Genomic DNA, 25,345 nt, shown 5'->3' on the forward strand with positions numbered 1-25,345 from the left:
TTACATTCGGGCAAGAGTAAGAGGGAACCCAAAACTTGTTTATCAAAATTGGTGATAGAACTTAAACTCATCAGCAGTCAAATACTTAAAATACCAAGCCTTACGCTAACCTACTGGAAATAACAAAGGATTTATCCCACTCCGCGAAAAGCCCTTCTCTTCCATTTCATGATCCAACAACAACGTTGCTAAATCATCTGCTGCTGGTTCAACATCAGGATCTTTTTCTTGATACAGTACTTTTAAATAACTATTACAATCGTCACAGCTTTCAGCTTTCACTGGTGCATGTTCACTATCTAGCGACCAATAATCAATATGTGCGGTTTCTTCGCAATTAGTACATTTACTGCGTACAATATTCCATTCACTCTCACATAATGCGCAATGAACATAGCGTAAACCTTGTGTACTGCCAAAATGGACGACACTGGTAATTGGTGCAGAACCACAAACAGGACAGAAATGACGATGCTCACCTAATTCAGCATTTGCATGATGCGGAATTTGCTGTACTAATTGTATCCAATAAAGATTTAACGCTGCCCAAATAAATAGCGCTTGATCACTTGGTACTGCCTCAAATTCATTATTTAATAAACGATCTGCCAGATCTTCTCGTTCTTGTGTCGATGTTTTTTCTAAAGTATCAATAGTGTCAGCAATCATACCATCAGCAAAACTTTTACACTCTTCCAATAAATTGGTAAGTAAAGTTTGCCAAATCGGAGAACGCTGCCAATGTTGATAATGTAATGGCTGCGCCGCTAACACTTCCTCAGTTAATACATCCTTGTCTAAACGAGGATCTTTTTCAATTGGTTGTTCTTGCAATAAGCGTAATTGTACATCGACCACTTTTGCAGTGAACTCAAGATAATCTTTGAACGGACTATTTTCAGCCAATTGACGTAATCTTTTTGCTCGACGCTGATATAAATTTTTTGGATTCGCGAAAAGTAACGGGGGGCTAGTTAGCCCCTCCGCTGCTTGTTGAATTTCGCTCTCTGGTAAGATACGAATACTCATCTAATTATTTTCCTTGTTGTTCTTCTCGTTTTAAAATCGGTTCGATTTCTTCACGATACCAACGTGGATGGTGTTTCTTCGCCCAACGCGCTGTTACTTTACCACCTAACATTCCAGTAATTGAGCCTTTCACCCAAATTGCCATATAAATATGCACCATAATGCCAAGAATTAATGCAATAGCACTACAAGCATGCAATAAGATCGCAATACGGATAACAGGAATTGGGAATGATGGTGCAAAATATGGGCGCCACATAATAATACCTGTGCCTAGAAGAAGTAATAAAGCACCAATCAATGTCCAGAACAATAATTTTTGTCCCATATTGTAGTGACCTACATCAGCAACATGATGCTCATTACCTTTCAACACTTCTACCACGTTTAACAACCAACGCCAGTCCCCCTTCTCAATTAAGTTATCGCGCCAATAGGTTTTAAATAACACCATAAACGCGGCAATCATAATTAAACCAGTGAACGGGTGTACAACACGTGCTAATTGCGGTGTACCAAGAATCTCAGCAATCCACGCAAAATCTTGGAAAAAGAAAGAAAGTCCAGATAAACCTGTTGTGAAAAAGCAGAAAACAACAAGCCAGTGACTTAAACGTTCTTTTACGCTATGGCGCAACACTTTTTTGTTTAAATCAACCATATTATTTTCCTCCTTTCGCATCATGATCATGTGGATTAATCACTTCTTCTTCCTCAAGATCTTCAGTGTTTGGTCCCATTGCAATATAGTGCGCTGCCGCACCTACTGCTAATGCGCCCATTGCTACACCAGCAAGTGGTTTAAGCACACCTTTCCAGAGTGAAACAACTTCACTGATATGAGGATCTTTCGGTAACCCTGAATACAATTCTGGACGATCAGCATGATGTAAAACATACATCACGTGAGTACCACCAACCCCTTGCGGATCGTAAATACCGGCATTTTCATAACCGCGGCTCTTAAGATCTGCCACACGTTTTTCTGCATAATGTAACATCTCTTCTTTACTGCCGAAATGAATCGCACCAGTTGGGCAAGTTTTCGCACAAGCTGGTTCTTGTCCTACATTGACACGATCTGAACATAAGGTACATTTATAAGCACGATTATCTTCAGGATTAATACGCGGTACGTTAAACGGACAACCTGCAATACAGTAACCACAACCAATACACTTATCAGATTGGTAATCCACAATCCCATTAGCATATTGAATAATCGCACCTGGAGAAGGGCAAGCCTTCAAACAACCTGGATCAGAACAGTGCATACAACCATCTTTACGGATTAACCATTCAAGACGATCATTCTCTTCAACTTCGTTGAATTTCATCACTGTCCATGCTTTCGGTTCAAGATCAACCGGGTTGTCATAAACACCGACGCAATTACCTGGCTCTGCACGTAAATCATTCCATTCAGAACAAGCTACTTGACAGGCTTTACAACCAATACAGGTAGTTACATCAATCAGTTTTGCCACTTCAACTTTGTGATCACGCACTTGTGGCGGTGGTGTAAGCCCCGATGTTGCTGAGGCTCTGATAATATCTTGAGTTTGAACTGCCATTTACGCCTCCGCAACTTTTTCAATATTCACAAGGAATGCTTTGAATTCAGGTGTTTGTGTATTTGCATCACCAACACGAGGCGTTAAGTTATTGGCAAAGAAGCCTTTCTTACCTACGCCAGCAAAGCCCCAGTGAATCGGAATACCAATGGTATGAACAACTTTACCATCCACTTCTAATGGACGAATCCGTTTCGTTACTACGGCAACCGCTTTCACATAACCACGAATTGAACTTACTTTCACCTTATCGCCATGCTTGATACCCTTTTCAGCAGCAAGTTGTTCGCTAAGTTCCACAAATTGTTCTGGTTGAGCAATCACATTTAATAGTGAATGTTTAGTCCAGAAGTGGAAATGCTCTGTTAAACGATAGGTGGTTCCCACATATGGGAATTTATCATTAGATCCAAACGATTCTTTATCTGATGGCAAGATACGTGCCACTGGGTTAGAAATCACATTCGGATGTAATGGGTTAGTACCAATTGGTGTTTCAAGTGGTTCATAATGTTCTGGGAACGGACCTTCAGCCATCTTATCAATTGCAAACAAGCGAGAAACCCCTTCAGGTTGCATAATAAATGGTGTTACGTCACTGCCTGGAGGCGCTGTACCAAAGTCAGCTACATCCACATAGTTCCAGTTTTTACCATTCCATTTCACCAACTGACGTTTCGCATTCCAAGGTTTACCTTGTAAATCTGCTGACGCGCGGTTGTAGATAATACGGCGGTTTAATGGCCATGCATACGCCCAGTTTAAGGTATTACCTAATCCTGATGGATCTGAGCTATCGCGGCGAGCCATCATATTACCTTTTTCAGTCCATTGGCCGGTATAGATCCAGTTACCAGATGAAGTAGTACCATCATCACGCAAGAAGGCAAAACTTGGTAATAGCTCACCTTTCTTCACAAGCACTACACCATTAGGATCTTTAAGATCTTCCAACGCATAACCGTTATTTTCTTTCGCTAATTCTTCTGCTGTTGGTTCGCTTGGGTTGAGATAATTCCAACTCATTGCTTTGAGTTGTTCAACACCACGACCGCCTTCTTTTTCATAAAGCTCAATTAAGGCTTCACGAATTTCAGAAAGAATTGCGATATCTGGCTTCGCTTCTGCCGGAGCATCTGCACCTTTCCAGTGCCATTGCAACCAACGGCCAGAGTTAGCAATAGAACCATCTTCTTCCGCGAAACAGGTGGTTGGTAAACGGAAAACTTCAGTTTGAATATCTTCAGTTTTCACATCGTTGTATTCACCATAGTTTTGCCAGAAATTAGAGGTATCTGTCGCTAATGGATCCATTACTACAAGGAATTTCAACTTACTTAATGCAGTAAGTACCTTGTTCTTATCTGGATAAGAAGCAATTGGGTTAAATCCTTGGCAGAGATAACCATTTACTTTTCCTGCATACATCATATCGATGAAGCGGAAGTGATCATATTTTTGATCCATCTTCGGTAAATAGTGATAGCCGAATTGATTTTCAGCAGTCGCATTAGCTCCGAAGAAAGTTTTCAACATACTAATAAAGAATTTCGGTGTATTGCCCCAATAGTTCACTTGACCTTTTTGTGTTGGTTTCGGTGTAATACGATTGAGATACGCTTCTAACGAAACATCTTTATCGGTTGGTAATCCCATATATCCCGGTAGCATATGCGGGAATAAACCTAAGTCTGTGATACCTTGTACGTTTGAGTGTCCGCGTAATGCGTTAACGCCACCACCCGCAACCCCAATATTACCAAGTAATAATTGGATCATTGCCATGGTACGAATATTTTGCGAACCGACACTATGTTGTGTCCAACCTAATGCATACAAGAAGGTTGCTGCTTTAGCTGGATCAGCTGTTTTCGCAATTTCTTCACAGAAAATTTTGAAATCTTTTTGTTTAGTTCCACAAATACGTTCAACCATTTCTGGTGTATAGCGTGAAACGTGTTTTTTCAAGAGATTAATTACACAACGTGGATCTTGCATTGTCATATCACGTTTTGCAAAACCCTCTTCGTCCAATTGATAAGACCAAGTCGCTTTATCATATTGGCGTTTTTCAGGATCGTAACCAGTAAATAATCCATCTTCAAAATTGAAGCCTTCATTTACTAAGAAAGTCGCATTTGTGTAATATTTTACATATTCATGTTGGATCTTATCGTTAGTTAATAGGTAATTAATCACCCCTGAAAGGAAGGCAATATCTGTACCTGAACGAAGCGGCATATAAATATCAGCAACAGCTGCGGTACGATGGAAACGTGGATCCACCACCATAATTTTCGCACCATTATTTTTCTTCGCTTCAATCGCCCAACGGAAACCGACAGGGTGAGCCTCTGCGGCATTACCGCCCATAACGATAACGAGATCGGAATTCTTAATATCAACCCAGTGATTGGTCATCGCACCGCGACCAAATGATGGAGCAAGACTTGCTACCGTTGGTCCGTGTCAGATACTCGCTTGGTTGTCAACAGAAAGGATACCGAGCATTCTTACCCATTTTTGGGTCAAAATACCAGTTTCATTACTAGATGCAGACGCCGCTAACATACCTGTTGTTAACCAACGGTTTACAGGTGTTCCTTCTGCGTTAGCTTCAATAAAGTTAGCATCGCGGTCATCTTTCATTAAACGTGCAATACGGGTAATCGCATCATGCCAAGAAATACGTTTCCATTCTTTTGAACCTGGCGCACGATATTCAGGATATTGCAAACGATTTGGACTGTTTACATAATCCAATGCACCAGCACCTTTAGGGCAAAGTGCACCGCGGCTTACTGGATGATCTGGATCGCCTTCGATATGGAATAGTTTTCCTTTAGCATTTTTGGCCTTATCGCCGATGGAATATAGCAACATTCCACAGCCAACAGCACAGTAAGTACAGGTATTTCTCGTTTCAGTCGTATGGAGTAATTTATACTCGCGAGGAGCTGCTAACGCCACTTCTGGCGCAAATCCGAGCATGGCAGCGGAAGTCCCTGCCATTCCACCTGCACAGATCTTAAAGAATTTTCTTCTTGTGACCTGCATAGATACTCCTTGTTGGATAGTAGTGAGTAGAAGTTAATAAATCTGCTTTATTTTGTGATCAAAATGTAATCCTTACATTTTCGAGGTGTAGATTACTCTTTCTTTGTAATATAATCAATGACCCCTTGTGGATTACCGTTGCAAGCATATGCCTGTCAACCGAAAGAAACACCTACTTATTATAGGTATTTTGAGGAAAATTTGATGCAACTCATAAAAAAGAAATGTGTTTTATATCAAAAAAATAACAATTATTTTTCATTTAATCCAATTGGAGAGGAAAAATTAGACAGTCTTGCCATAGAAATGCCTGTTGCCCTTGTCTATAACGGCATTTCCCATAGTGTAATGATGTGTACGCCGCAAGACTTAGAGGAGTTTGCTATCGGTTTTTCATTAACAGAAGGCATTATCAACGATCCAAAACAAATTTATGGCATTGATATCGAAGAAACTTGTAACGGTATTGAAGTGCAAATCGAGTTATCAACACGCCAATTCGTCGCACTTAAAGAACATCGCCGTAATCTAGTTGGGCGTACTGGTTGCGGGATTTGCGGTGTTGAACAACTACAACAAGTGCAGCGTCAATATGCAAAAACAGAAAGCACTTTTACTTTAGATCCCTCATTAATTGACAACTGCTTAGCACAATTAGAACAACATCAATTACTTGCGAAAGAAACTGGAGCGACGCACGCAGCAGCGTTCTTTACTCCGCAAGGTGAGTTACTTGCTTTGCGTGAAGATGTGGGACGTCACGTTGCATTGGATAAATTATTAGGTTGGTATGCCACACATCAACGCCCTCAAGGTTTTGTGTTTGTTAGTAGTCGGGCAAGTTATGAAATGGTACAGAAGTGTTTGGCTTGTGGGATCGAGATGTTAGTAGCGATTTCTGCACCAACTGCACTTGCGGTAGAAATGGCAGAACAACACCATTTCACCTTATTTGGCTTTGCCCGTAAAGGACGAGTGACTCAATATACTGGTAACTAGAACACTATTGCAGTGCTAATTCTACTGCACATTGCGCGTGAATAATGGTGGTATCAAAAATTGGCAACTCAATATCTTGTTCTTTGATTAATAAACCAAGCTCAGTACAACCTAAAATAACACCTTCCGCACCTTGTTGTTGTAATTCATTAATAATACGCTGAAATGTTTGACGAGATGATACTTCTACTTTACCAAGACAAAGTTCAGTAAAAATAATACGATTAATCTCTTCAATATCACTTTGCTTAGGAATTAATACGTCAATACCTTGATCTATAATTCTTTGTTTATAAAAATCTTCAATCATCGTATATTTTGTGCCCAACAAAGCCACTTTATTAATCTGATGTTTTTGTAATTGTTCAATCGTTGCATCTGCAATATGAATAATCGGAATATTTATTTGTGTTGCAATTTGAGGTGCAACTTTATGCATAGTATTGGTACAAATTAATATAAAATCTGCACCAGCTAGCGCCAATTTTTGCGCTGCATTGGCTAATATCTCTGCACTTTTATTCCAATCACCACTAACTTGACATCTCTCAATTTCTGCAAAATCAACACTATAAAGGACTATCTTTGCAGAATGTAATCCACCAAGACGTTGTTTAATTTGCTGATTGATAATTTGGTAATAAGAAACGGTGCTTTCCCAACTCATTCCACCTAATAATCCAATGACTTTCATATTCATTCCATTAAAAATATTAATCAAGATATTGTATTAATACTTCCGCAATACCATTATCGTCATTACTTTTAGTAACGAGCTTCGCTTGCTGTTTAACTTCTTCTTCAGCATTTCCCATTGCTACACCAAGACCAACAGCCGTTAGCATACTGGTATCGTTATGATTATCACCAAAAGCGATAACATCTTTAGGATCAACACCCCATAACGCTAGTAGCTCTAACAAGCGACCACCTTTAGTGTTACCAACATTTGCAATATCTACCCGATCAATCCATGACCACTCACAACTAAACTGATCACTAGGTAAATTATCCACCACTTGCAACATCACTTCACGACTTGGTGCACTAATCACACATTTCCAAATAATGTCACCACTGGTAATGAAATGATATAAGTCTGGTACTTGTCGTACATTTGGTCGTACTGCAAGTTCGCAGCTATCTGCCCACGCTTTAAATTTTTCCATATGTGGATTAAAGGTTTGAAAATTCATTGCATCACGTGAATACAATAAAACGTGTGAACCATATTGATAAGCTAGATCAAGAATCTTTTTCGCTTTTTCTGCTGTTAGCGGATTTGCTGCTAACACATTATCCGTTTCCATTTGATACAGATAAGTGCCATTACAACAAACTACTGGTGTATCTAATCCCAACTCATAATAATAGGGTTTTACCGCAGTGTGATGTCTGCCTGTTACTAAAACAACTTTTTTACCTTGTGCTCTTGCTTGTTGAATTGCTGCAATGCTACTCGGTAAGATTTTTCCTTCGCTATTTAATAATGTGCCATCTAAATCAAATGCAATAACTTGATAACTCATAAGACTCCTTTAAAACAAAAAACAGGCAAAATGCCTGTTTTCCTATTCTTTATAATAATCCTGCAATTTGCAGTGCTTTAATAACTTTTGGTTGTGCTTCTTCACTCAAAATAGTCAACGGTAAACGCAATGTTGGTTCATCAATTAAACCTAATTTATAGCAAGCCCATTTCACTGGAATTGGGTTAGATTCAACAAAGAGATCGTGGTGTAACGCCATTAAACGTTGGTTAATTTCTTCAGCTTCGTCGAATTTACCGGTTAGTGCTAAAGCACAAACTTTCGCCATATCAGCAGCAGCCACGTTATTGGTTACCGAGATAACCCCTTCACCACCTGCTTTCATAGAATCTAAGAAAGTCGCATCATCGCCACTTAATACAATAAAATCTTCACCCGCTAATTTTTTAATTTTTTGTACACGACTAACATCGCCAGTTGCTTCTTTAATCCCAACAATATTTGGAATTTCTGCTAAACGTCCCACAGTTTCCGGTAATAAATCGCTACCTGTACGACTTGGTACGTTATATAAAATTTGCGGTAAATCAGTGCATTCAGCAATGGTTTTGAAATGTAGATACATTCCTTGTTGAGTTGGTTTATTGTAGTAAGGCACAACGGTTAAACAACCTGCGATACCACTGCCATTTAATAATTTCGTCATTGTGACTGCTTCACTGGTAGCATTGGCGCCTGCGCCTGCAATAACTGGAATACGTCCATCGGCAAATTCAACTGTTTTAAGAATAGTTTTGATATTTTCTTCAATGCTTAATGTTGCTGCTTCACCGCTCGTTCCCACCGAAACAATCGCACTTGTACCTGCTTCAATATGGTAATTTACTAATTTTTTTAATTGTCCGTAATTGACTTCGCCTGCGCTATCCATTGGGGTGACTAAGGCAACGATACTGCCTGAAAATAAAGGTTGTGATGACATAATTACTCCTGAGATTTTTTGTTGTTGTACTTCGCAAAAATGCTGATACAGTCTGAATAAAACGATGCTTTCTAGCTTGCCAAAATTACCTTACATTGCAAGCAATTTTTTTATTTTTCGCTATAATTCTGTAGAAAAGTTATTTCGTCGAAAAGGAGAAAAGATGAAAACATTAACTGCTGGTGAAAAAGCACCAATTTTTACATTACTTGATCAACATTCTCAACCAGTATCATTACAAGATTTTCAAGGACAAAAAGTACTCGTTTATTTTTATCCAAAAGCCCTTACTCCCGGTTGTACTACTCAAGCTTGCGGTATTCGTGATACACAAGCAGAATGGCAAGCACTAAATGTCAAAGTATTAGGTATTAGCCCTGATCAGCCAACTAAACTGGCGCAATTTGAGCAGAAGAAAGAGTTAAATTTTACTTTGTTATCTGATCCTGATCATCAAGTGGCAGAAGCTTTTGGCGTTTGGGGTGAAAAGAAATTTATGGGTAGAACTTTTGACGGTATTCATCGCATCAGTTTCTTAATCAATGAACAAGGCATTATTGAAAAGGTCTTTGATAAATTCAAGACTGGAGAACATCACCAAGTCGTCTTAGATTATTTGAAAAATGCGTAATTGATGCTGCTAACAAAAATGGCTTAACCTTGATTTCTAAAAGTTAAGCCATTTTTTTATGAACTAGATTTTATTTATGACGTTCTTTTAATTTATTAATTACATCTGCCCAAGTTAAATTTGCATCTTGTAATAAAACGGTTAAGTGGTACGCCAAGTCTGCCGCCTCACAGATCGTTTCTTCACGATCACGTACTGTCGCTGCCAAAGCAGTTTCTACACCCTCTTCACCCACTTTCTGTGCAATACGTTTTGTACCTCTGGCATAGAGTGAAGCCGTATAAGAGCTACTTGGATCGGCATCTTTACGTGCATTCAATAATTTTTCTAACTTACTAAAGAAAATCCAATTAGGGTTTTCTGAAATTGGTGAGAAGCAGCTATCTGTCCCCTCGTGACAAGTTTCTCCAATTGGATTCACCAAAATTAATAAGGTGTCACGATCACAATCTAACGTATAATCCACCACATTTAAGAAATGCCCTGAAGTTTCTCCTTTAGTCCATAAACGTTGTTTAGTACGAGAAAAGAAAGTTACTTTTTTCTCTGCTAACGTTTTTGTTAGAGCTTCTTGATTCATATAGCCTAACATTAATACTTCGCAAGTATCGGCATTTTGTACAATTACTGGCAATAATCCATCTACTTTTTTCCAGTCAATTTGTTCTATAAGTTGTTTATCTGACATTGTTTTTACCTAACTTCTAATTGCAATATGTTCGTTAATTAAATACTGTTTTAATTCGCCAATATTAATAATTTGTTTATGGAAGACACTCGCCGCTAAGGCACCATCTACATTAGCTTCCACAAAAGCATCTCTGAAATGCACCATCTCTCCAGCACCACCAGAAGCAATTAAAGGAACTTGGCACACTTCACGCACTTTTTTGAGTTGCACTAAATCATAACCATTACGTACACCGTCTTGGTTCATCATATTAAGCACGATTTCACCTGCACCACGTTTTTGTACTTCTTGCACCCAGTCAATAGTTTGCCAATTGGTTTGACGTGTACGCTTTTCATCACCTGTGTATTGATTAACCCAATATTTACCCGTTTCTTGTTCAAACCAACTATCAATTCCAACCACAATCGCCTGCACACCAAAACGATCTGCCAATTGGTTAATCAAATCAGGATTGGCTAATGCTGGTGAATTAATCGAAATTTTATCCGCACCAAAGGCAAAAATTTGTTCCGCATCTGCAATAGTTTTAATCCCGCCTGCGACACAAAAAGGAATATCAATGACTTGTGCAACACGTTCCACCCAGCTTTTATCCACTGTGCGACCATCAGATGAGGCGGTAATATCATAAAACACCAATTCATCTGCGCCCTCTTCAGCATAACGTTTCGCCAATGGCACAATATCGCCAATAATTTCATGATTGCGGAACTGCACCCCTTTTACTACTTGTCCATCACGCACATCTAAACAAGGAATTATCCGTTTTGCCAACATTCAATTGCCTCCGCTACCGTAAATTTACCTTCTAATAAAGCTCGACCAACAATCACTCCAGCCACGCCAGTTCCTTTTAATGCTGCAATATCTGCTAATGAACCAATACCACCCGAAGATTGGAATTGGATTTGTGGATATTTCGCACAAATTTCTTGATAAAGCGCAACATTTGAACCACTTAACGTACCATCTTTGGAAATATCAGTACAAAGAACGTGTTGCAAACCAACTTGAGCAAAATCTTCAATCACTTGTTCTAAAGTGAGCTCACTGGTTTCTTGCCAGCCATGAATTGCAATCAACTTTTTACCTGCAACAATATTAATATCTAAGGCTAAGACAAATTTTTCAGCGCCATATTTTTGCATCCAACCTTTCACCATTTCCGGTTGCTTAATTGCCGTTGACCCCACCACCACTCGATTAGCACCTACTGCTAATAAATCTGCTACATCTTGTTCAGTGCGAATACCACCGCCAACTTGTACCGGACAATCCGTAGCCGCAATAATTTTTCCAATTAGCGTAGTTTGACGTGCTTTTGGATCTTTTGCCCCTGTTAAATCGACTAAATGTAATTGTTCTGCGCCTTGCTGCACATACTCGGCAAATTGTTCAATTGGATTATCGCTATAAGTCGTCTGCTTAGCATAATCGCCTTGATGTAAACGCACTACCTGACCATTAATTAAATCTAAGGCAGGAATAATAATTGATTTTGTCATGTTTGATCCTGTTGATTTTTCTCTTATATTTTTTCGATAAAATTACGTAATAGCTGTGCTCCGACTTTACCAGAACGCTCTGGATGGAACTGTACGCCATAAAAATTATCTTTATGTAATGCAGCGGAAAATGGCACTCCATACTCACAAGTTGCAATCGTATTTTCATTTGGTAATACAGCAAAACTATGCACAAAATAGAAATAACTACCGACGGGAATATCTGCAAACAACGCCTCATCTGTAGAAAATTGCACTTGATTCCAACCCATATGCGGCAAAGGTAAACCTGTATCAGGCAATAATTCAGTACGACCACTCATCAGTTTCAAGGTTTCCACGTTGCCTTCTGTCGAATATTCAGTCATTAGTTGCATACCTAAACAGATGCCTAAAACAGGTTGTGTTAATGAACGAATAGTGGCGATTAATTCACGTTGCTGTAAATTATGCATAGCGGCATTTGCCGTTCCCACTCCGGGCAACAGTAATTTATCTGCCTGTTGAATTTTATTTAAATCTCGGCTGATTTCTGCGTTATAACCCAATCGATCAATGGCAAATTTTACCGATGAAAGATTGGCACAGCCTGTGTCAATGATGATGATGTTTTGCATTTTAGTCCTTTTAAGTTAAAAATAATCAATTGTATAAAATAAATCGCTTGTATTCAGAGTATTCATTTCATGATATGGAAGAAATCTCCCTTCCCTTACTTAAACTTCACCTATTTTTTAAAGTTTACTATACCTAGATTCGGCTCATTTTTTCTTCCCTTTTTGCTCCAACCATTCAATACCTATAGGACTTGTTTTATAAGCTTGTTTTGGATGATTAGGAGAATCATAGCGTGTGTTAAGCAATCCCTGTTCTAACATTGTTCGCAAATAGGTTCTCAACCAATTTTTATTACGTCGAATAGAATCACTTATTTCACTAGATGAATAATATTGTTCTAAGCAAATTTCTAAAATAACTTCTTTAATATGCTCAGCATTTGACTTTTTAGTATCTAACTGTATAAGTTTGCTATCGAACTGTGCAGGTTTGCCATCGAACTGTGCAGGTTTGCCATCGAACTGTGCAGGTTTGCCATCGAACTGTGCAGGTTCGCCATCGAACTGTGCAGGTTTGCTATCGTATCTTACTGCGCCATCATATTGTAACTGACCATTATATAAGTTAGCTAAAAGATAAGACGTATCTCGTCCTTTTCCTTGCATAATCAGCAGATTATACTTGCACAATTTTTGTAGTAACTTACTTGCGGATAAAGTATCTAATCCCGTAATTTCTCTTAATGTCGCATTATCAACATAGCCCATTTCTTTCGCAATAAGTAATGCATTTGCTTCATGATCATTCAATGATTTTTTGGTAATGCTTTTTAACCATTGAATCTGCTCTTCATTAATTAACTGATGTAGCAAAAACGTGGCTTTAAATTGATTCGAATCTTGATTACTTTGAAACAATGGTAAGGTTAATCCCACAGACTTTAATTCATTTCTCATTATAGTTACACCACTGCCTTTTGTTTCTGCATATTGTAGATCATATAACACAGCAGCAATCAGTGGGTTTCGAGTTATTGAGCTTGCACTTCCCATCTCCTCAAGGGGTTTTAAAGAGTAGCCAGCATTTTGCATTTCAATCCGATTACTAAAACGGTTAATTTGTGAGGGTTGATTGACAGAATAATCGCGATGCATTAATAAATTAACAACCGCTTCACGAATAACCTTTGCTGGCAATAATGGCACATCATTACGCTGGATTTGCCCCTCTTCTAAATTAAAATGATGTGGCAAATCATCTAAAATAGTCGCTTCGAGACGATGAACCATTGAAATTAACGATTCTCGAAAATCTTGTGTATATGCAAAACGTTGTTCTTCACCAGCCTCTACCCATTGTTTCCCTTTATGACGAATATAATCCACACGAGCCATAGGTAATAAACGACGTAATGCAGCTTGAGAGCCAAAGAGCAATAATCCAGCTATATTTGGTTGATATTCTGTTGATGATTTTTTAACAAGATTAAAAGCTTTAAGTAAATCTAAATCGCTATAAGTGAGTTCTGGTGCATTAGGTCTGATTTTTGCTCGCAATTTACGGTATAACTCAATCATATTTGGGTCAATATCGTCCATTGTACTATCAGGCAAAATATGTTGTTCAAAAGAACTACCCATTTTCGCCATAATAAAAGGCTCTAAATCTCGTTGATTGGCTTCATAATCTCCATTAATACCACGTAACCAAACGCCTGTTTTGGTAAAATTTTTTTTACTTTTCCCCACAAACCCACAGGGTTTAGAATGCACATCAAGCCCAATGATTTCAACTGCGACCATCGATTTCCCGTTCACTTGAGCGAAACCAACATCAATAGGTACAGGATAATTAAATTGAGTACGGCAATTATTATGCAAATTATTGAGTAATTCATCCAGAGCATCTACACCTGATACCCAATAGTTGTTGTGCTGTTCATCAGGTTCAGAGATACCTAAAAGCAAATAACTTTTCTCTCCCACAGGTTGATTGGCAAAAGCACACACCGTTTGCATAATAGAGTCACCAATATATTGTGCCTTTTTTGCTTCAATTTGTTGATGTTCATTGCCGTTTTGTTGCAGTGTTTGCAATAAGCTTAGAACCATTTCTCTTGATAGCATATTTTCTCCTAAGCAATTCCTCGCACATAAATCTTTCCATTACAGCATAGGCTTACGATGAGTTCTTAATTGCTCAATCAATTCTGTTTATTTTGTGTTTAATTCACCAATAGGTGCAGTTTCTTTATATAAAATAGTATGAGTTATCAAACGCACACCATTTTATTACAACACACCCTTACTACTTGGTAACTCATTACCTTCAATACGAATTGCTTGACGTAATGTTCTACCAAAACATTTGAACATCGCTTCTACTTGGTGATGTGTGTTATTACCTTTTACACTGATATGTAAAGTACAGGCTAACGCGTAACTTAATGACATAAAGAAATGTTCAACCATTTCTGTACTAAAATCACCAACCTTATCACGTCCAAATTTCGCCTTAAATTTCAAATATGGACGACCTGAAAGGTCTAATGCACATTCCGCTTTGCATTCATCCATTGGCAACACAAAACCAAAACGCGCAATACCACGCTTATTTCCTAAAGCTTGCTTCAAGGCTTCGCCTAGTGCCAATGCAGTATCTTCAACGGTATGATGATCATCAATATGTAAATCACCTTTTACCGTAACATTCATACGGAAACCGCCATGTGTCGCAATTTGATCAAGCATATGATCAAAAAAACCTACGCCTGTATTGATTTGATTAATGCCTTGCTCATCTAACCAAACTTCCACTTTAATATCAGTTTCTTTCGTTTTACGAGTAACTGCTGCATGGCGCGGTGTGTGTCCTTCTGGTGCTGTTTTTGCTGCTAGAATTTTTTCAACAATTAAATCCCAGCCTAAATTTTCAGGATGATATTGCAAACCAGTAATACCTAAATTTTCTGCGAGCTGTAAATCTGTTGGTCGATCACCAATCACATAACTTTGTTTTTTATTAAACAATTTCTTTTTAATGTATTTCTTCAATAAACCTAATTTTGGTTTACGACATTCACAATTATCCTCTGGTTTATGTGGACAAATTAATACATCATCAAAGGTGATTCCTTGTGAATTAAAGATTTGCATCATTGCATTATGTGGTTTCTCAAAATCTTCTTGTGGAAAAGATTCTGTTCCTAAACCGTCTTGATTGCTCACCATCACTAGGTGATAACCCGCTTGTTGTAGCTTTAATAAAGCAGGAATAACATTCGGTTCTAATTTTAATTTTTTTAAGCTATCAATTTGAAAATCTGTTTTTGGTTCATCAATTAACGTGCCATCACGATCGATAAAGAGAATGTTTTGTTGCATATTAGTTTCCTTGTTGTGCGAATTGATTGATTGCTTGCATTGTACGTTGGTTTTCTTCTTCTGTACCAACAGTAATGCGAATACAATTTTCCAGCATTAATTGGCTACCTTGATTACGTAGAATAATGCCGTTATCCCATAAATATTGGAATAGTTGTTGGCCATTTTTCGCTTTAAATAAAAGATAATTAGCCTCACTTGGATAGACTTTTTCAATAATGGCACATTTATTTAATTCTTCCACTAACCAATCACGATTTGCAATGACAGTTTTTACTCGTTGTTGCATCATTGCTAATCCTTGAGCTGATAAAGCTTGTGCTGCAATATCAGCAATTGGAGTAGGTAATGGATAAGGTGCAATCACCTTTTGTAAAATGCCGATTAACTCTGGATTAGCTAACGTAAAACCGCAACGTAATCCAGCTAAAGCAAATGCCTTTGATAAAGTACGAATAATCGCTAAATGTGGATAATTAACTAGTTCTTTTACTAAACTCGCTGTTGGGCAAAATTCAATATAAGCTTCATCAACCACGACAATCGCACGATTTCGTGTCATTTCTAACAAAGCAATCAGATCTTCACGCTTAACTAAATTACCTGTTGGATTATTTGGGCTACAAACAAACACCACCTTAACATTAGCTAATTGGCGCTCAATTTCACCCAAATTTAATTGGAAATCCGCAGTAAGAGGAACTTTTTTACAAGCAATACCACAGGTTTCTGCACTGACAGAATACATACCATAGGTTGGCGGGCAATATAAAATTGCATCTTGGTTTGGTTCACAAAAAGCACGAATAATCAACTCAATGCATTCATCTCCGCCACGACTAACGATAACATTTTCTGCAGATACTCCTGCATAATTTGCATAACCTTGAATAACTGCTTGTGGTTGCGCCTCTGGGTAACGATTAAAATTTTGACAAGTTAATGAGAAATCAGGAGAAATTGGATATTCATTAGCATTCAACCAAACATCACCTTTACCACCTAAACGGCGTGCTGATTGATACGGCACTAATGCTTGAATATTTTTGCGAGAAAGTTGTGTAATGCTCATAATTTTTTCCTATCCTAAATAATAAAAAAATCCTCTCGAAATTATCTTCCGAGAGGATTGTGATTCTTACGAATGCTCGGAAGATCGCTTAATCTTCCAATGCACCATCGCCTGAAAGATTAATCAGGTTGATGATGGTGATGATGAGCAATTCGAGTTAAATTCATTTATTGTATCCTTAATGTAAAACCGCTATCTAAACTACTGGATTGCGTAGCAAAATGCAATAACTTTTCGCGGAATTTTTACACCGCCCGATCAGTATAAAGTTCAACACCGCTCATTAATGACATTTTCTGAATATAAGCCGCCACTTTATTTGGAAACTCTATGCCTTTAACGATAGTTAAATTGCGCAAAATTGGGAACAATACAATATCTTCAATCGCTAATTCTCCAGAACTTGCTTTTGGACTAACAATCAAATCATTTAACGCTAATAGATCTTGATTAATTCTCGCTAAATATTCTGGAGTTTGTGCAAGATTAGCAGCAAAGCTACCAATAATTTTACTTTTCTTCATCGTGAAATATTCCACCGATTCTGGCATTGCAAATTCTTTCAAGCCGATTTGTACAAAACGAGGTAACACCAGGTGGTTATGATAACTGCTTACATTTTGAATCCATTGACTAACCTCATCACGAACCAACTCTTTTAAACAAGGTTCACCATATTTTTTATCCACATAACGCACAATGTCCAAACTTTCAGGCATCACCATACCATCACTGTCAGCAAGAATTGGTACGACTTTTTTACCCACCAATTTCATTGGTGTTTCATCATGATGATTAGCTAATACAATCACATCAACCGGAATATTTTTTAGCCCAAATATCATTCTTGCTCGCACACAATAGGGACAATGTTCATAGGTATAAAGTCTCATGGTTGGCTCCTTATCTATTATCAATGGCAATCTTATTTTTAATACAAAATAGTAACGTTATCAAGTTTCTACGCCTATTTCCCTCTATCTATTAGAAGAATTGTGACGCGCATTACACTCTTAATCCACTGTAAAAAATAAACCCTGAAAGTAGAAACTTTCAGGGTTTTATAGTTAGTAATACTTCAACCAATTAGAGTGAGTAATATAATTCAAACTCTGCTGGGTGTGGTAATAAACGTACTTTATCAACCTCTTTATTCTTCAATTCGATATACGCTTCGATGAAATCTGTGCTGAATACACCGCCACGAGTTAAGAATTCGTGATCAGCAGCTAATGCAGCTAACGCTTCATCTAATGAACCCGCTACAGTTGGAATTTCTTTTAATTCTTCTGGCGGTAAGTCATAGAGGTTTTTATCCATTGCATCACCTGGGTGAATCTTATTGATAATACCATCTACACCAGCCATAAGAAGTGCAGAGAACGCTAAGTATGGGTTCGCACCTGGATCTGGGAAACGCACTTCAATACGACGTGCTTTCGGGCTAGATACAGTTGGGATACGAATTGATGCAGAACGGTTACTTGCTGAGTAAGCCAATAACACTGGCGCTTCATATCCTGGTACTAAACGTTTATAAGAGTTTGTAGTTGGGTTAGTAAATGCATTCAATGCTTTAGCGTGTTTAATCACCCCACCAATGAAGTAAAGTGATAATTCTGATAATCCAGCATATTTATCACCAGAGAATAGGTTCACGCCATCTTTACCTAAAGAGATGTGGCAGTGCATACCTGAACCATTATCACCGAAGATTGGTTTTGGCATAAAGCAAGCAGTTTTACCATGTTCAAATGCAACATTGTGAACTACATATTTATAAATTTGAGTTTCATCTGCTTTTAATGTCAAAGTATTGAAACGGCAAGCGATTTCGTTTTGACCTGCGGTCGCAACTTCGTGGTGATGCGCTTCAATCACAAGTCCCATATCTTCCATCACTAAACACATTTCAGAACGTAAATCTTGTGATGAATCGACCGGAGGAACTGGGAAGTAACCACCTTTAGTTGCTGGACGGTGTCCTTTGTTACCGCCTTCATATTCTTTATCTGTATTCCAGCTTGCTTCAATATCATCAACTTGATAGAAAGAACCTGACATACCAGTTTTGAAACGTACATCATCAAAGATGAAAAATTCTGGTTCTGGTCCAACTAATACGCTATCTGCAATACCTGATGCTTTTAAGTATTCTTCTGCACGAATTGCGATTGAACGTGGGTCACGATCATAACCTTGCATTGTAGTTGGTTCAAAAACATTACAACGAATAGATAAAGTCGGTACGCTAAAGAATGGATCGACTAATGCACTTTCAGGAATAGGCATTAAAACCATGTCAGATTTGTTAATGGTTTTCCAACCAGCGATAGAAGAACCATCAAACATTTTACCATCTTCAAAGAAGTCTTCATCTACTGCACTCACTGGTACAGAAACGTGTTGTTCTTTCCCTCTAATATCAGTAAAACGAAGGTCAACAAAACGGATACCATGTTCTTCGATAAGTTGGAAAACTTTATCAATTGCTTGTGTGTTTGCCATAATCAATCCTCTTAATTTTGGAGTAGTTAATTTATAAAGATAATGTTGTTTTTTTGAATTCAGATAAACAATATCCTATTTTTATTAAAAATAAAATAGATTTTTTAGTTTTTTTCAAAAAAATATCTAAAAACAAAAAAGCTACACTCTCATTATTTAATAGCCGTCTGTAATAAAACGCTGTATAATTTGCCACCTTTTCACCCGTTATGCTGTAAACGTTGGGCTTTCTACAAGGCAACAAGCAGTGTTCAGTATAGCGAAAGCCAAACTTTTTCAAAATACTACAACCCGAATAAACGAAGATAATTTTCAGATGAAAAACGATTTAGATATTAGTAAGTTGCGCAACATTGCCATCATTGCGCACGTTGACCACGGTAAAACCACTCTCGTTGATAAACTTTTACAACAATCAGGTACATTAGAAACCTCTCGTTCTGGCGATAGCGATGAACGTGTAATGGATTCTAATGCATTAGAAAAAGAGCGTGGTATCACAATCCTCGCTAAAAATACCGCCATTAACTGGAACGGTTATCGTATTAATATTGTAGATACTCCGGGACACGCCGACTTCGGTGGTGAAGTAGAACGTGTATTATCAATGGTTGATAGCGTTCTCTTATTAGTGGATGCTTTTGATGGCCCAATGCCACAAACTCGCTTTGTAACGCAAAAAGCCTTTGCGCATGGTTTAAAACCGATTGTGGTAATTAATAAAGTTGACCGTCCGGGCGCACGTCCAGATTGGGTAGTTGATCAAGTGTTCGATCTGTTTGTTAATTTAGGTGCAACAGATGAACAATTAGATTTCCCTATTATTTATGCTTCGGCATTAAATGGTGTTGCTGGTTTAGAACACGACGAACTCGCAGCCGATATGACGCCATTATTTGAAGCAATCGTAAAATATGTTGAGCCACCAAAAGTCGAATTAGACAAGCCATTCCAAATGCAAATTTCACAACTAGACTATAATAGTTATGTTGGCGTAATCGGTATTGGACGCATCAAACGTGGTTCAGTGAAACCAAACCAAGCTGTCGTCATTATTGATAGCGAAGGAAAAACCCGTAACGCACGTGTCGGACAAGTATTAGGACATCTTGGTTTACAACGTTATGAAGAAGATATTGCCAACGCTGGCGATATTATCGCTTTAACTGGTTTAGGCGAGCTAAATATTTCCGACACTATCTGTGATGTAAATAATGTTGAAGCCTTACCTGCACTAACTGTTGATGAACCAACGGTAACAATGTTCTTCTGTGTCAATACTTCACCATTCTGTGGTCGTGAAGGTAAATATGTGACATCTCGTCAAATTCTTGAACGTTTAAACAAAGAATTAGTCCATAACGTTGCTTTGCGTGTTGAAGAAACCGAAGATCCTGATGCATTCCGCGTTTCTGGACGTGGTGAATTACACCTTTCAGTATTAATTGAAAATATGCGTCGTGAAGGCTATGAACTTGCGGTTTCTCGACCAAAAGTAATCTTCCGCCAAATTGATGGTCGTAAACAAGAACCTTTTGAGCAAGTGACTATTGATATCGAAGAACAGCATCAAGGTGCTGTAATGGAAGCGCTTGGTATTCGTAAAGGTGAAGTGCGTGATATGGTGCCGGATGGTAAAGGACGCACACGTTTAGAATACATTATCCCAAGTCGAGGTCTAATCGGCTTCCGTAATGAGTTTATGACAATGACTTCTGGTACTGGCTTACTTTACTCAAGTTTCAGCCATTATGACGATGTTAGACCGGGTGAAATCGGACAACGTCAAAACGGAGTCTTGATCTCTAATGCCACTGGTAAAGCCTTAGCTTATGCGCTATTTGGTTTACAAGATCGTGGTAAGTTGATGATCGAACATGGTGCAGAAGTTTACGAAGGGCAAGTTATCGGTATTCATAGCCGTTCTAACGATTTAACCGTAAACTGCTTACAAGGTAAGAAATTAACGAATATGCGTGCTGCAGGTAAAGATGAAGCAGTTGTCTTAGTTCCACCTGTTCGTTTCAGCTTAGAACAAGCGTTAGAATTTATTGACGATGACGAATTAGTTGAGGTAACTCCGGCATCAATTCGAATTCGTAAGAAATTCTTAACCGAAGTTGAACGTAAACGTGCTAACCGTACTACAACAAGTACCAGTACACGCTAAATTCTGATTTCCTACTCCCGCCATTTAGCCTAAAATAGCGGGAGTTTTTTTATCTTTTGTTGTTGTTATCATGAGTGTACCGCACAAACGCCCAACCCTACAAAATATCGCCGATCATCTCGGTTTAACCAAAATGACTATCAGCCGTTATTTGCGTAATCCTGATTCAGTAGCGCCTGATACACGAGAAAAAATTGCTAAAGCTATCGAAGAGTTTGGTTATATTCCTAATCGAGCGCCAAGTATGCTATCGAATGCGAAAAGTCGCGCGATTGGTGTTTTAGTTCCTTCTTTAACCAACCAAGTGTTCGCTGATGTCATTAAAGGCATTGAAAAAATTACTGACGAAGCCGGCTATCAAACAATGTTAGCTCACTATGGTTATAGTCTGGAGAAAGAGGAAAAACGGGTTGAATCGCTTCTTTCTTATAATGTTGATGGCCTGATTTTGTCAGAAAATCAACATTCCGAACGCACATTAAAAATGATAGAAATGGCGAATATTCCGGTGATTGAGATTATGGATAGTAATCAATTGGGTATTCAACAAGTTATAGGCTTTGATAACACCGTTGCCTCACAAGCAATGGTCGAAACAATGATTCAGCGCGGACATAAAAATATCATTTATTTCACTGCGCGAATGGATAAACGTACACAATTAAAAATGCAAGGCTACGAATTAGCAATGCAAAAACATGGGTTAACGCCGCATAGTATGATCACTGAATTGCCATCTTCCTTCTCGCTAGGCGCAGAACTGCTTCATCAAGCAATGGCAAAACACCCACAAATGGATGGCATTATGTGTACCAATGATGACTTAGCAGTTGGTGCATTATTTGAGTGTCAGCGTTTAGGGATCAGCGTACCGGAACAGATTGGTATTGCTGGTTTCCATGGTCACGATGTAGGGCAAGCGATGAAACCTCAATTAGCCAGCGTGATTACGCCGCGTTTAGCGATTGGGCAACGTGCCGCAGAAGAATTACTAAATCGGATTAATGGTATTCCGCAGCAAAGCAGTATCATTGATTTGGGGTATCATATTCATATTGGCGAAAGTATTTAAAAAATATGCGGTTATCACGACCGCATATTACAAACTACTGATAAACCTACTTTATTGATGTTATATAAATAACAAACAGATACCGCATAGCAGTACACTCTTCAATTTAAAGAGAGTTTCTCGCACGACAACATATCATTTCGAGCATTTTGACAACAAAAGTCACCACAATATACGACTGGAAAAATAAAATGAAAAACACAACTAAAGAACCATTATGGACTGCTGAATTTACTGGCTACGGAATCAGTAGCAGCGTATTTTATATCGTGCAATATATTATGGTATCCGCTCTACCGATTGTAATTACCCTCTCTTACGGTGGTAGCGCGTTTGATGCCGGTATGGCAATGACTTGCTTCCAAATTGGTTGTATTCTCTGCCGTCCTTTTGCCGGAGAACTGATTGACAGCCTAAACAAAAAGAAGATGCTGCTCTTTTCCACTGGGTTATTTTTTCTGATCACCGCAGCATTTAACTTTTCTCCCTCTGTTGAATTTCTTTTTATCTATCGTTTTTTCCAAGGCATGTTATTTGCTATCGGTACTACCGTTGTAGCGACTGTGGCGGTTTTGGTTCTGCCTAATACGCGAAAAGGTGAAGGCATTGGTTATTTTGCAATGTTCGTCAATATCGCGATGGTAATCGGGCCATTTTTCGGCTTGCTGATCTTAGATACGCTTGGCGATCAAGCGCTCTTTATTGCTTGCGCTATTATCGGTTTAATCGGCTTTTATGCGGCTAATCGCAAGCCTTTACCAGATACTCTCGCTATCGCCAAACCTCGAGGAAATAAAGCCTGGAATCTCGCACGTTTTATCGAAAGTCGTGCTTTGCCTTGGGCTTTAATGGGATTGTTTATGAGTTTTACCTATTCAGGTATTTTGGTCTTCGTACCAATTATGATGACCACAATGGGTATCGGTACCCTCGCTAGTTATTTCTTTGTGATTTTTGCCGTTACCATTGTGATAACTCGTCCATTTATCGGTCGTATTTACGATTATTATGGTGCTTCTTACCTTATCTACCCCGGCTATATTATCTTTATTCTCGGTATGGCATTACTCAGTATGGCGGAATCTGCCGTTGGTATTTTTATTGCTGCGCCTATTTTAGGACTTGGCTATGGCGCAATCGCACCTGCGTTTCAAACTTCCAGTGTACAAGTTGTACCAAGTGAACGGGCTGGTGCGGCTACTGCCACTTACTTTTTATTTCTCGATCTCGGCGTGGGGTTAGGATCAGTACTGCTCAGTATGCTCGTTAGTGCCTTTAACTTTAATATTATGTATTGGATTAATACTTTAATTGCTTTGATTGGCTTACTGCTCTATCACTTTGTCGTCCGCAGCAAAGCAAAAGCCAATATCAAAAAGCTCTAACGAGCAAAAAATTAGGCAAAACGCTTTTGCCTAATTTTCACTTCATCAATAACATCTTCCAATGCGTGACTTAATAAAGCGCGATCATGTCGATAACTAACATCATCAGCATTTAATCTGCGTTCTAATACACAATATTGTTGTTTAAAATCTGTTGATAATACTGTGTTTACATCGGTAATCACACCATCAATTATCGGCTTACCAATATAATTATTCACCCATGCTACCCGATTTTCTAAATTCAATTGCGCTGACGGGCTATGTTCTACCCCTAAATTATCAATAAAAATTTTAATCGCACTGCTTTGTGCCAATGCTGCTCTCACTTCACTCAGTAATAACGGCGGCATAATGCTGGTTAAAAAACTACCCGGGCCAAACAAAATAATATCCGCACGATTAATTGCTGTTACTACTTCTGGTGTTGCTGCTACGGCAGGTTCTAAACTTAGCTGCTGTGGAATATCTGCTAAATTATCGATACTCACTTCACCGATAATCATCTCGCCGCTATTGAGTTGTGCGGCAAGATGGGCAGGCTTCTCCGACATTGGAATAATAAACGGCTCAACGTGTAATAGCTCACGAATTAAATTCACTGCATCTAACGGACGTACTTTGATATTTTCTAATGCTTTTAACATTAAATTACCTAAGTTATGCCCAGCCAGGTCGCCCTCGCCATCAAAACGGTATTCAAAAAGTTCAGAGGCTGTTGTTGGTGTGGTAATAATTTGGTTTAAACAATTCCGCAAATCACCCCACGCAATACCACCAAATTGGCTGCGAATTCTTCCTGTTGAACCACCATTGTCTGTTGTAGTAACAATCCCGGTTAAACGAGAACGCATAAAGCTCAATGCAGACATTACTCGACCAAGTCCATGCCCGCCGCCAATCGCCACAATATGCCGCGCCTCATTTAAATTAGGGGTAACAACAGAAGAAAATAACATAACAAAACCTTATGATAATTTTTATAGTAGTGAAAAGTGAGCTAATCGAGTGAAAACTAAATTTTTAGCACGCTGGTTTGGTGCGCTATTTTAGCTTTGTTTATTATTTTAGTCGATAACTGCGCTAAATTTAGGTGATAAAGCGTTCCCCTCTTTAATGAAATAAAGAAGAGTTAGATGAGATTTAAGTACAAAAAAATAGCGCCCAAATTGGACGCTATTTAATTTAAGTTTATCTCCTTTAAAAATTACCAGCTGTAACCTACGCTGACGGTAC

General features: G+C 38.5%; 22 protein-coding genes and 1 other annotated feature. Of the genes, 5 read left to right on the forward strand and 17 right to left on the reverse strand.

From position 1 onward, the window contains the following. Positions 1 to 105 precede the first annotated feature (105 nt). From fdhE to fdnG, 4 genes are read right to left on the reverse strand one after another with little or no spacing between them, the layout of a single operon-like run. Complete coding sequence (fdhE, locus tag QS62_RS07730) at positions 106 to 1,029, reverse strand: formate dehydrogenase accessory protein FdhE (protein WP_066108346.1); 924 nt, start codon at positions 1,027 to 1,029, stop codon at positions 106 to 108. 4 nt (positions 1,030 to 1,033) lie between these two features. Further along, complete coding sequence (locus QS62_RS07735) at positions 1,034 to 1,690, reverse strand: formate dehydrogenase subunit gamma (RefSeq protein WP_066108349.1); 657 nt, start codon at positions 1,688 to 1,690, stop codon at positions 1,034 to 1,036. 1 nt (position 1,691) lies between these two features. Then, positions 1,692 to 2,603 (reverse strand): formate dehydrogenase subunit beta, encoded by a 912-nt coding sequence (gene fdxH, locus QS62_RS07740; protein ID WP_066108352.1) that lies wholly within the window; start codon positions 2,601 to 2,603, stop codon positions 1,692 to 1,694. Further along, a complete protein-coding gene (gene fdnG, locus QS62_RS07745; RefSeq protein ID WP_156550104.1) occupies positions 2,604 to 5,660 on the reverse strand; it encodes a formate dehydrogenase-N subunit alpha in 3,057 nt (1,018 codons plus the stop codon). A 204-nt stretch (positions 5,661 to 5,864) separates the two neighbouring features. Between fdnG and fdhD the strand changes: the two genes are divergently transcribed. Further along, entirely contained in the window at positions 5,865 to 6,659 is a 795-nt protein-coding gene (fdhD, locus tag QS62_RS07755; protein WP_066108361.1) for a formate dehydrogenase accessory sulfurtransferase FdhD, read from the forward strand. Positions 6,660 to 6,663: 4 nt separating this feature from the next. On the opposite strand, the gene QS62_RS07760 is transcribed toward fdhD, so the two are convergent. The 3 genes from QS62_RS07760 to dapA are packed head-to-tail and all read right to left on the reverse strand — an operon-like array spanning position 6,664 to position 9,131. Continuing rightward, the gene (locus QS62_RS07760; RefSeq protein WP_066108363.1) at positions 6,664 to 7,353 is read right to left on the reverse strand and encodes an aspartate/glutamate racemase family protein; all 690 of its coding nucleotides are present in this window, start codon (positions 7,351 to 7,353) and stop codon (positions 6,664 to 6,666) included. A 19-nt stretch (positions 7,354 to 7,372) separates the two neighbouring features. After that, positions 7,373 to 8,188, reverse strand: a complete 816-nt coding sequence (locus QS62_RS07765) for a pyridoxal phosphatase (RefSeq protein ID WP_066108366.1) — start codon at positions 8,186 to 8,188, stop codon at positions 7,373 to 7,375. A gap of 49 nt (positions 8,189 to 8,237) precedes the next feature. Continuing rightward, positions 8,238 to 9,131: a 4-hydroxy-tetrahydrodipicolinate synthase gene (gene dapA / locus QS62_RS07770; RefSeq protein ID WP_066108369.1), complete on the reverse strand. Its 894-nt coding sequence runs from the start codon at positions 9,129 to 9,131 to the stop codon at positions 8,238 to 8,240. 163 nt (positions 9,132 to 9,294) lie between these two features. Here dapA and bcp point away from each other — a divergent pair, with 163 nt between their 5' ends. Then, on the forward strand, positions 9,295 to 9,762 hold the full coding sequence (bcp, locus tag QS62_RS07775; RefSeq protein WP_066108372.1) for a thioredoxin-dependent thiol peroxidase: 468 nt from the start codon (positions 9,295 to 9,297) through the stop codon (positions 9,760 to 9,762). A 70-nt stretch (positions 9,763 to 9,832) separates the two neighbouring features. On the opposite strand, the gene hisIE is transcribed toward bcp, so the two are convergent. From hisIE to glnA, 9 genes are all read right to left on the reverse strand, one after another. Continuing rightward, the gene (hisIE, locus tag QS62_RS07780; protein WP_066108377.1) at positions 9,833 to 10,450 is read right to left on the reverse strand and encodes a bifunctional phosphoribosyl-AMP cyclohydrolase/phosphoribosyl-ATP diphosphatase HisIE; all 618 of its coding nucleotides are present in this window, start codon (positions 10,448 to 10,450) and stop codon (positions 9,833 to 9,835) included. Between the two features lie 9 nt (positions 10,451 to 10,459). Continuing rightward, complete coding sequence (hisF, locus tag QS62_RS07785; RefSeq protein WP_066108380.1) at positions 10,460 to 11,233, reverse strand: imidazole glycerol phosphate synthase subunit HisF; 774 nt, start codon at positions 11,231 to 11,233, stop codon at positions 10,460 to 10,462. Further along, entirely contained in the window at positions 11,215 to 11,961 is a 747-nt protein-coding gene (gene hisA / locus QS62_RS07790) for a 1-(5-phosphoribosyl)-5-[(5-phosphoribosylamino)methylideneamino]imidazole-4-carboxamide isomerase (protein ID WP_066108383.1), read from the reverse strand. The genes hisF and hisA overlap by 19 nt, the downstream gene beginning before the upstream one ends. A 23-nt stretch (positions 11,962 to 11,984) precedes the next feature. Next, positions 11,985 to 12,578, reverse strand: coding sequence for an imidazole glycerol phosphate synthase subunit HisH (hisH, locus tag QS62_RS07795; protein WP_066108389.1), 594 nt, complete (start codon positions 12,576 to 12,578; stop codon positions 11,985 to 11,987). Between the two features lie 144 nt (positions 12,579 to 12,722). Further along, on the reverse strand, positions 12,723 to 14,645 hold the full coding sequence (locus QS62_RS07800; RefSeq protein WP_066108392.1) for an ATP-binding protein: 1,923 nt from the start codon (positions 14,643 to 14,645) through the stop codon (positions 12,723 to 12,725). 165 nt (positions 14,646 to 14,810) lie between these two features. After that, positions 14,811 to 15,902, reverse strand: a complete 1,092-nt coding sequence (gene hisB / locus QS62_RS07805) for a bifunctional histidinol-phosphatase/imidazoleglycerol-phosphate dehydratase HisB (protein ID WP_066108399.1) — start codon at positions 15,900 to 15,902, stop codon at positions 14,811 to 14,813. A 1-nt stretch (position 15,903) separates the two neighbouring features. Beyond that, complete coding sequence (gene hisC, locus QS62_RS07810) at positions 15,904 to 16,974, reverse strand: histidinol-phosphate transaminase (protein WP_066108402.1); 1,071 nt, start codon at positions 16,972 to 16,974, stop codon at positions 15,904 to 15,906. Positions 16,975 to 16,997: 23 nt separating this feature from the next. Then, positions 16,998 to 17,118, reverse strand: a sequence feature (His leader region). A gap of 101 nt (positions 17,119 to 17,219) precedes the next feature. After that, positions 17,220 to 17,867, reverse strand: coding sequence for a glutaredoxin 2 (grxB, locus tag QS62_RS07815; RefSeq protein ID WP_066108404.1), 648 nt, complete (start codon positions 17,865 to 17,867; stop codon positions 17,220 to 17,222). Between the two features lie 193 nt (positions 17,868 to 18,060). Beyond that, on the reverse strand, positions 18,061 to 19,482 hold the full coding sequence (gene glnA, locus QS62_RS07820; protein ID WP_066108406.1) for a glutamate--ammonia ligase: 1,422 nt from the start codon (positions 19,480 to 19,482) through the stop codon (positions 18,061 to 18,063). Positions 19,483 to 19,798: 316 nt separating this feature from the next. Here glnA and typA point away from each other — a divergent pair, with 316 nt between their 5' ends. The 3 genes from typA (at position 19,799) to QS62_RS07835 (ending at position 24,109) form a co-directional block, all read left to right on the forward strand. After that, the gene (gene typA, locus QS62_RS07825) at positions 19,799 to 21,652 is read left to right on the forward strand and encodes a translational GTPase TypA (RefSeq protein WP_066108409.1); all 1,854 of its coding nucleotides are present in this window, start codon (positions 19,799 to 19,801) and stop codon (positions 21,650 to 21,652) included. A 70-nt stretch (positions 21,653 to 21,722) separates the two neighbouring features. Next, on the forward strand, positions 21,723 to 22,724 hold the full coding sequence (gene gntR / locus QS62_RS07830; protein ID WP_066108412.1) for a gluconate operon transcriptional repressor GntR: 1,002 nt from the start codon (positions 21,723 to 21,725) through the stop codon (positions 22,722 to 22,724). 191 nt (positions 22,725 to 22,915) lie between these two features. Next, on the forward strand, positions 22,916 to 24,109 hold the full coding sequence (locus QS62_RS07835) for an MFS transporter (protein WP_066108414.1): 1,194 nt from the start codon (positions 22,916 to 22,918) through the stop codon (positions 24,107 to 24,109). 11 nt (positions 24,110 to 24,120) lie between these two features. On the opposite strand, the gene QS62_RS07840 is transcribed toward QS62_RS07835, so the two are convergent. After that, entirely contained in the window at positions 24,121 to 25,068 is a 948-nt protein-coding gene (locus QS62_RS07840) for a gluconeogenesis factor YvcK family protein (RefSeq protein WP_066108418.1), read from the reverse strand. Positions 25,069 to 25,345 lie beyond the last annotated feature (277 nt).

Source organism: Gallibacterium salpingitidis, from assembly GCF_001678495.1.
Lineage (GTDB): Bacteria > Pseudomonadota > Gammaproteobacteria > Enterobacterales > Pasteurellaceae > Gallibacterium > Gallibacterium salpingitidis.

Excerpts from the sequence above, each read along its gene's own strand:
- fdhE (WP_066108346.1), bottom strand. The coding sequence starts at position 1,029 with ATGAGTATTCGTATCTTACCAGAGAGCGAAATTCAACAAGCAGCGGAG.
- QS62_RS07735 (WP_066108349.1), bottom strand. The coding sequence starts at position 1,690 with ATGGTTGATTTAAACAAAAAAGTGTTGCGCCATAGCGTAAAAGAACGT.
- fdxH (WP_066108352.1), bottom strand. The coding sequence starts at position 2,603 with ATGGCAGTTCAAACTCAAGATATTATCAGAGCCTCAGCAACATCGGGG.
- fdhD (WP_066108361.1), top strand. The coding sequence starts at position 5,865 with ATGCAACTCATAAAAAAGAAATGTGTTTTATATCAAAAAAATAACAAT.
- QS62_RS07760 (WP_066108363.1), bottom strand. The coding sequence starts at position 7,353 with ATGAAAGTCATTGGATTATTAGGTGGAATGAGTTGGGAAAGCACCGTT.
- QS62_RS07765 (WP_066108366.1), bottom strand. The coding sequence starts at position 8,188 with ATGAGTTATCAAGTTATTGCATTTGATTTAGATGGCACATTATTAAAT.
- dapA (WP_066108369.1), bottom strand. The coding sequence starts at position 9,131 with ATGTCATCACAACCTTTATTTTCAGGCAGTATCGTTGCCTTAGTCACC.
- bcp (WP_066108372.1), top strand. The coding sequence starts at position 9,295 with ATGAAAACATTAACTGCTGGTGAAAAAGCACCAATTTTTACATTACTT.
- hisIE (WP_066108377.1), bottom strand. The coding sequence starts at position 10,450 with ATGTCAGATAAACAACTTATAGAACAAATTGACTGGAAAAAAGTAGAT.
- hisF (WP_066108380.1), bottom strand. The coding sequence starts at position 11,233 with ATGTTGGCAAAACGGATAATTCCTTGTTTAGATGTGCGTGATGGACAA.
- hisA (WP_066108383.1), bottom strand. The coding sequence starts at position 11,961 with ATGACAAAATCAATTATTATTCCTGCCTTAGATTTAATTAATGGTCAG.
- hisH (WP_066108389.1), bottom strand. The coding sequence starts at position 12,578 with ATGCAAAACATCATCATCATTGACACAGGCTGTGCCAATCTTTCATCG.
- QS62_RS07800 (WP_066108392.1), bottom strand. The coding sequence starts at position 14,645 with ATGCTATCAAGAGAAATGGTTCTAAGCTTATTGCAAACACTGCAACAA.
- hisB (WP_066108399.1), bottom strand. The coding sequence starts at position 15,902 with ATGCAACAAAACATTCTCTTTATCGATCGTGATGGCACGTTAATTGAT.
- hisC (WP_066108402.1), bottom strand. The coding sequence starts at position 16,974 with ATGAGCATTACACAACTTTCTCGCAAAAATATTCAAGCATTAGTGCCG.
- grxB (WP_066108404.1), bottom strand. The coding sequence starts at position 17,867 with ATGAGACTTTATACCTATGAACATTGTCCCTATTGTGTGCGAGCAAGA.
- glnA (WP_066108406.1), bottom strand. The coding sequence starts at position 19,482 with ATGGCAAACACACAAGCAATTGATAAAGTTTTCCAACTTATCGAAGAA.
- typA (WP_066108409.1), top strand. The coding sequence starts at position 19,799 with ATGAAAAACGATTTAGATATTAGTAAGTTGCGCAACATTGCCATCATT.
- gntR (WP_066108412.1), top strand. The coding sequence starts at position 21,723 with ATGAGTGTACCGCACAAACGCCCAACCCTACAAAATATCGCCGATCAT.
- QS62_RS07835 (WP_066108414.1), top strand. The coding sequence starts at position 22,916 with ATGAAAAACACAACTAAAGAACCATTATGGACTGCTGAATTTACTGGC.
- QS62_RS07840 (WP_066108418.1), bottom strand. The coding sequence starts at position 25,068 with ATGTTATTTTCTTCTGTTGTTACCCCTAATTTAAATGAGGCGCGGCAT.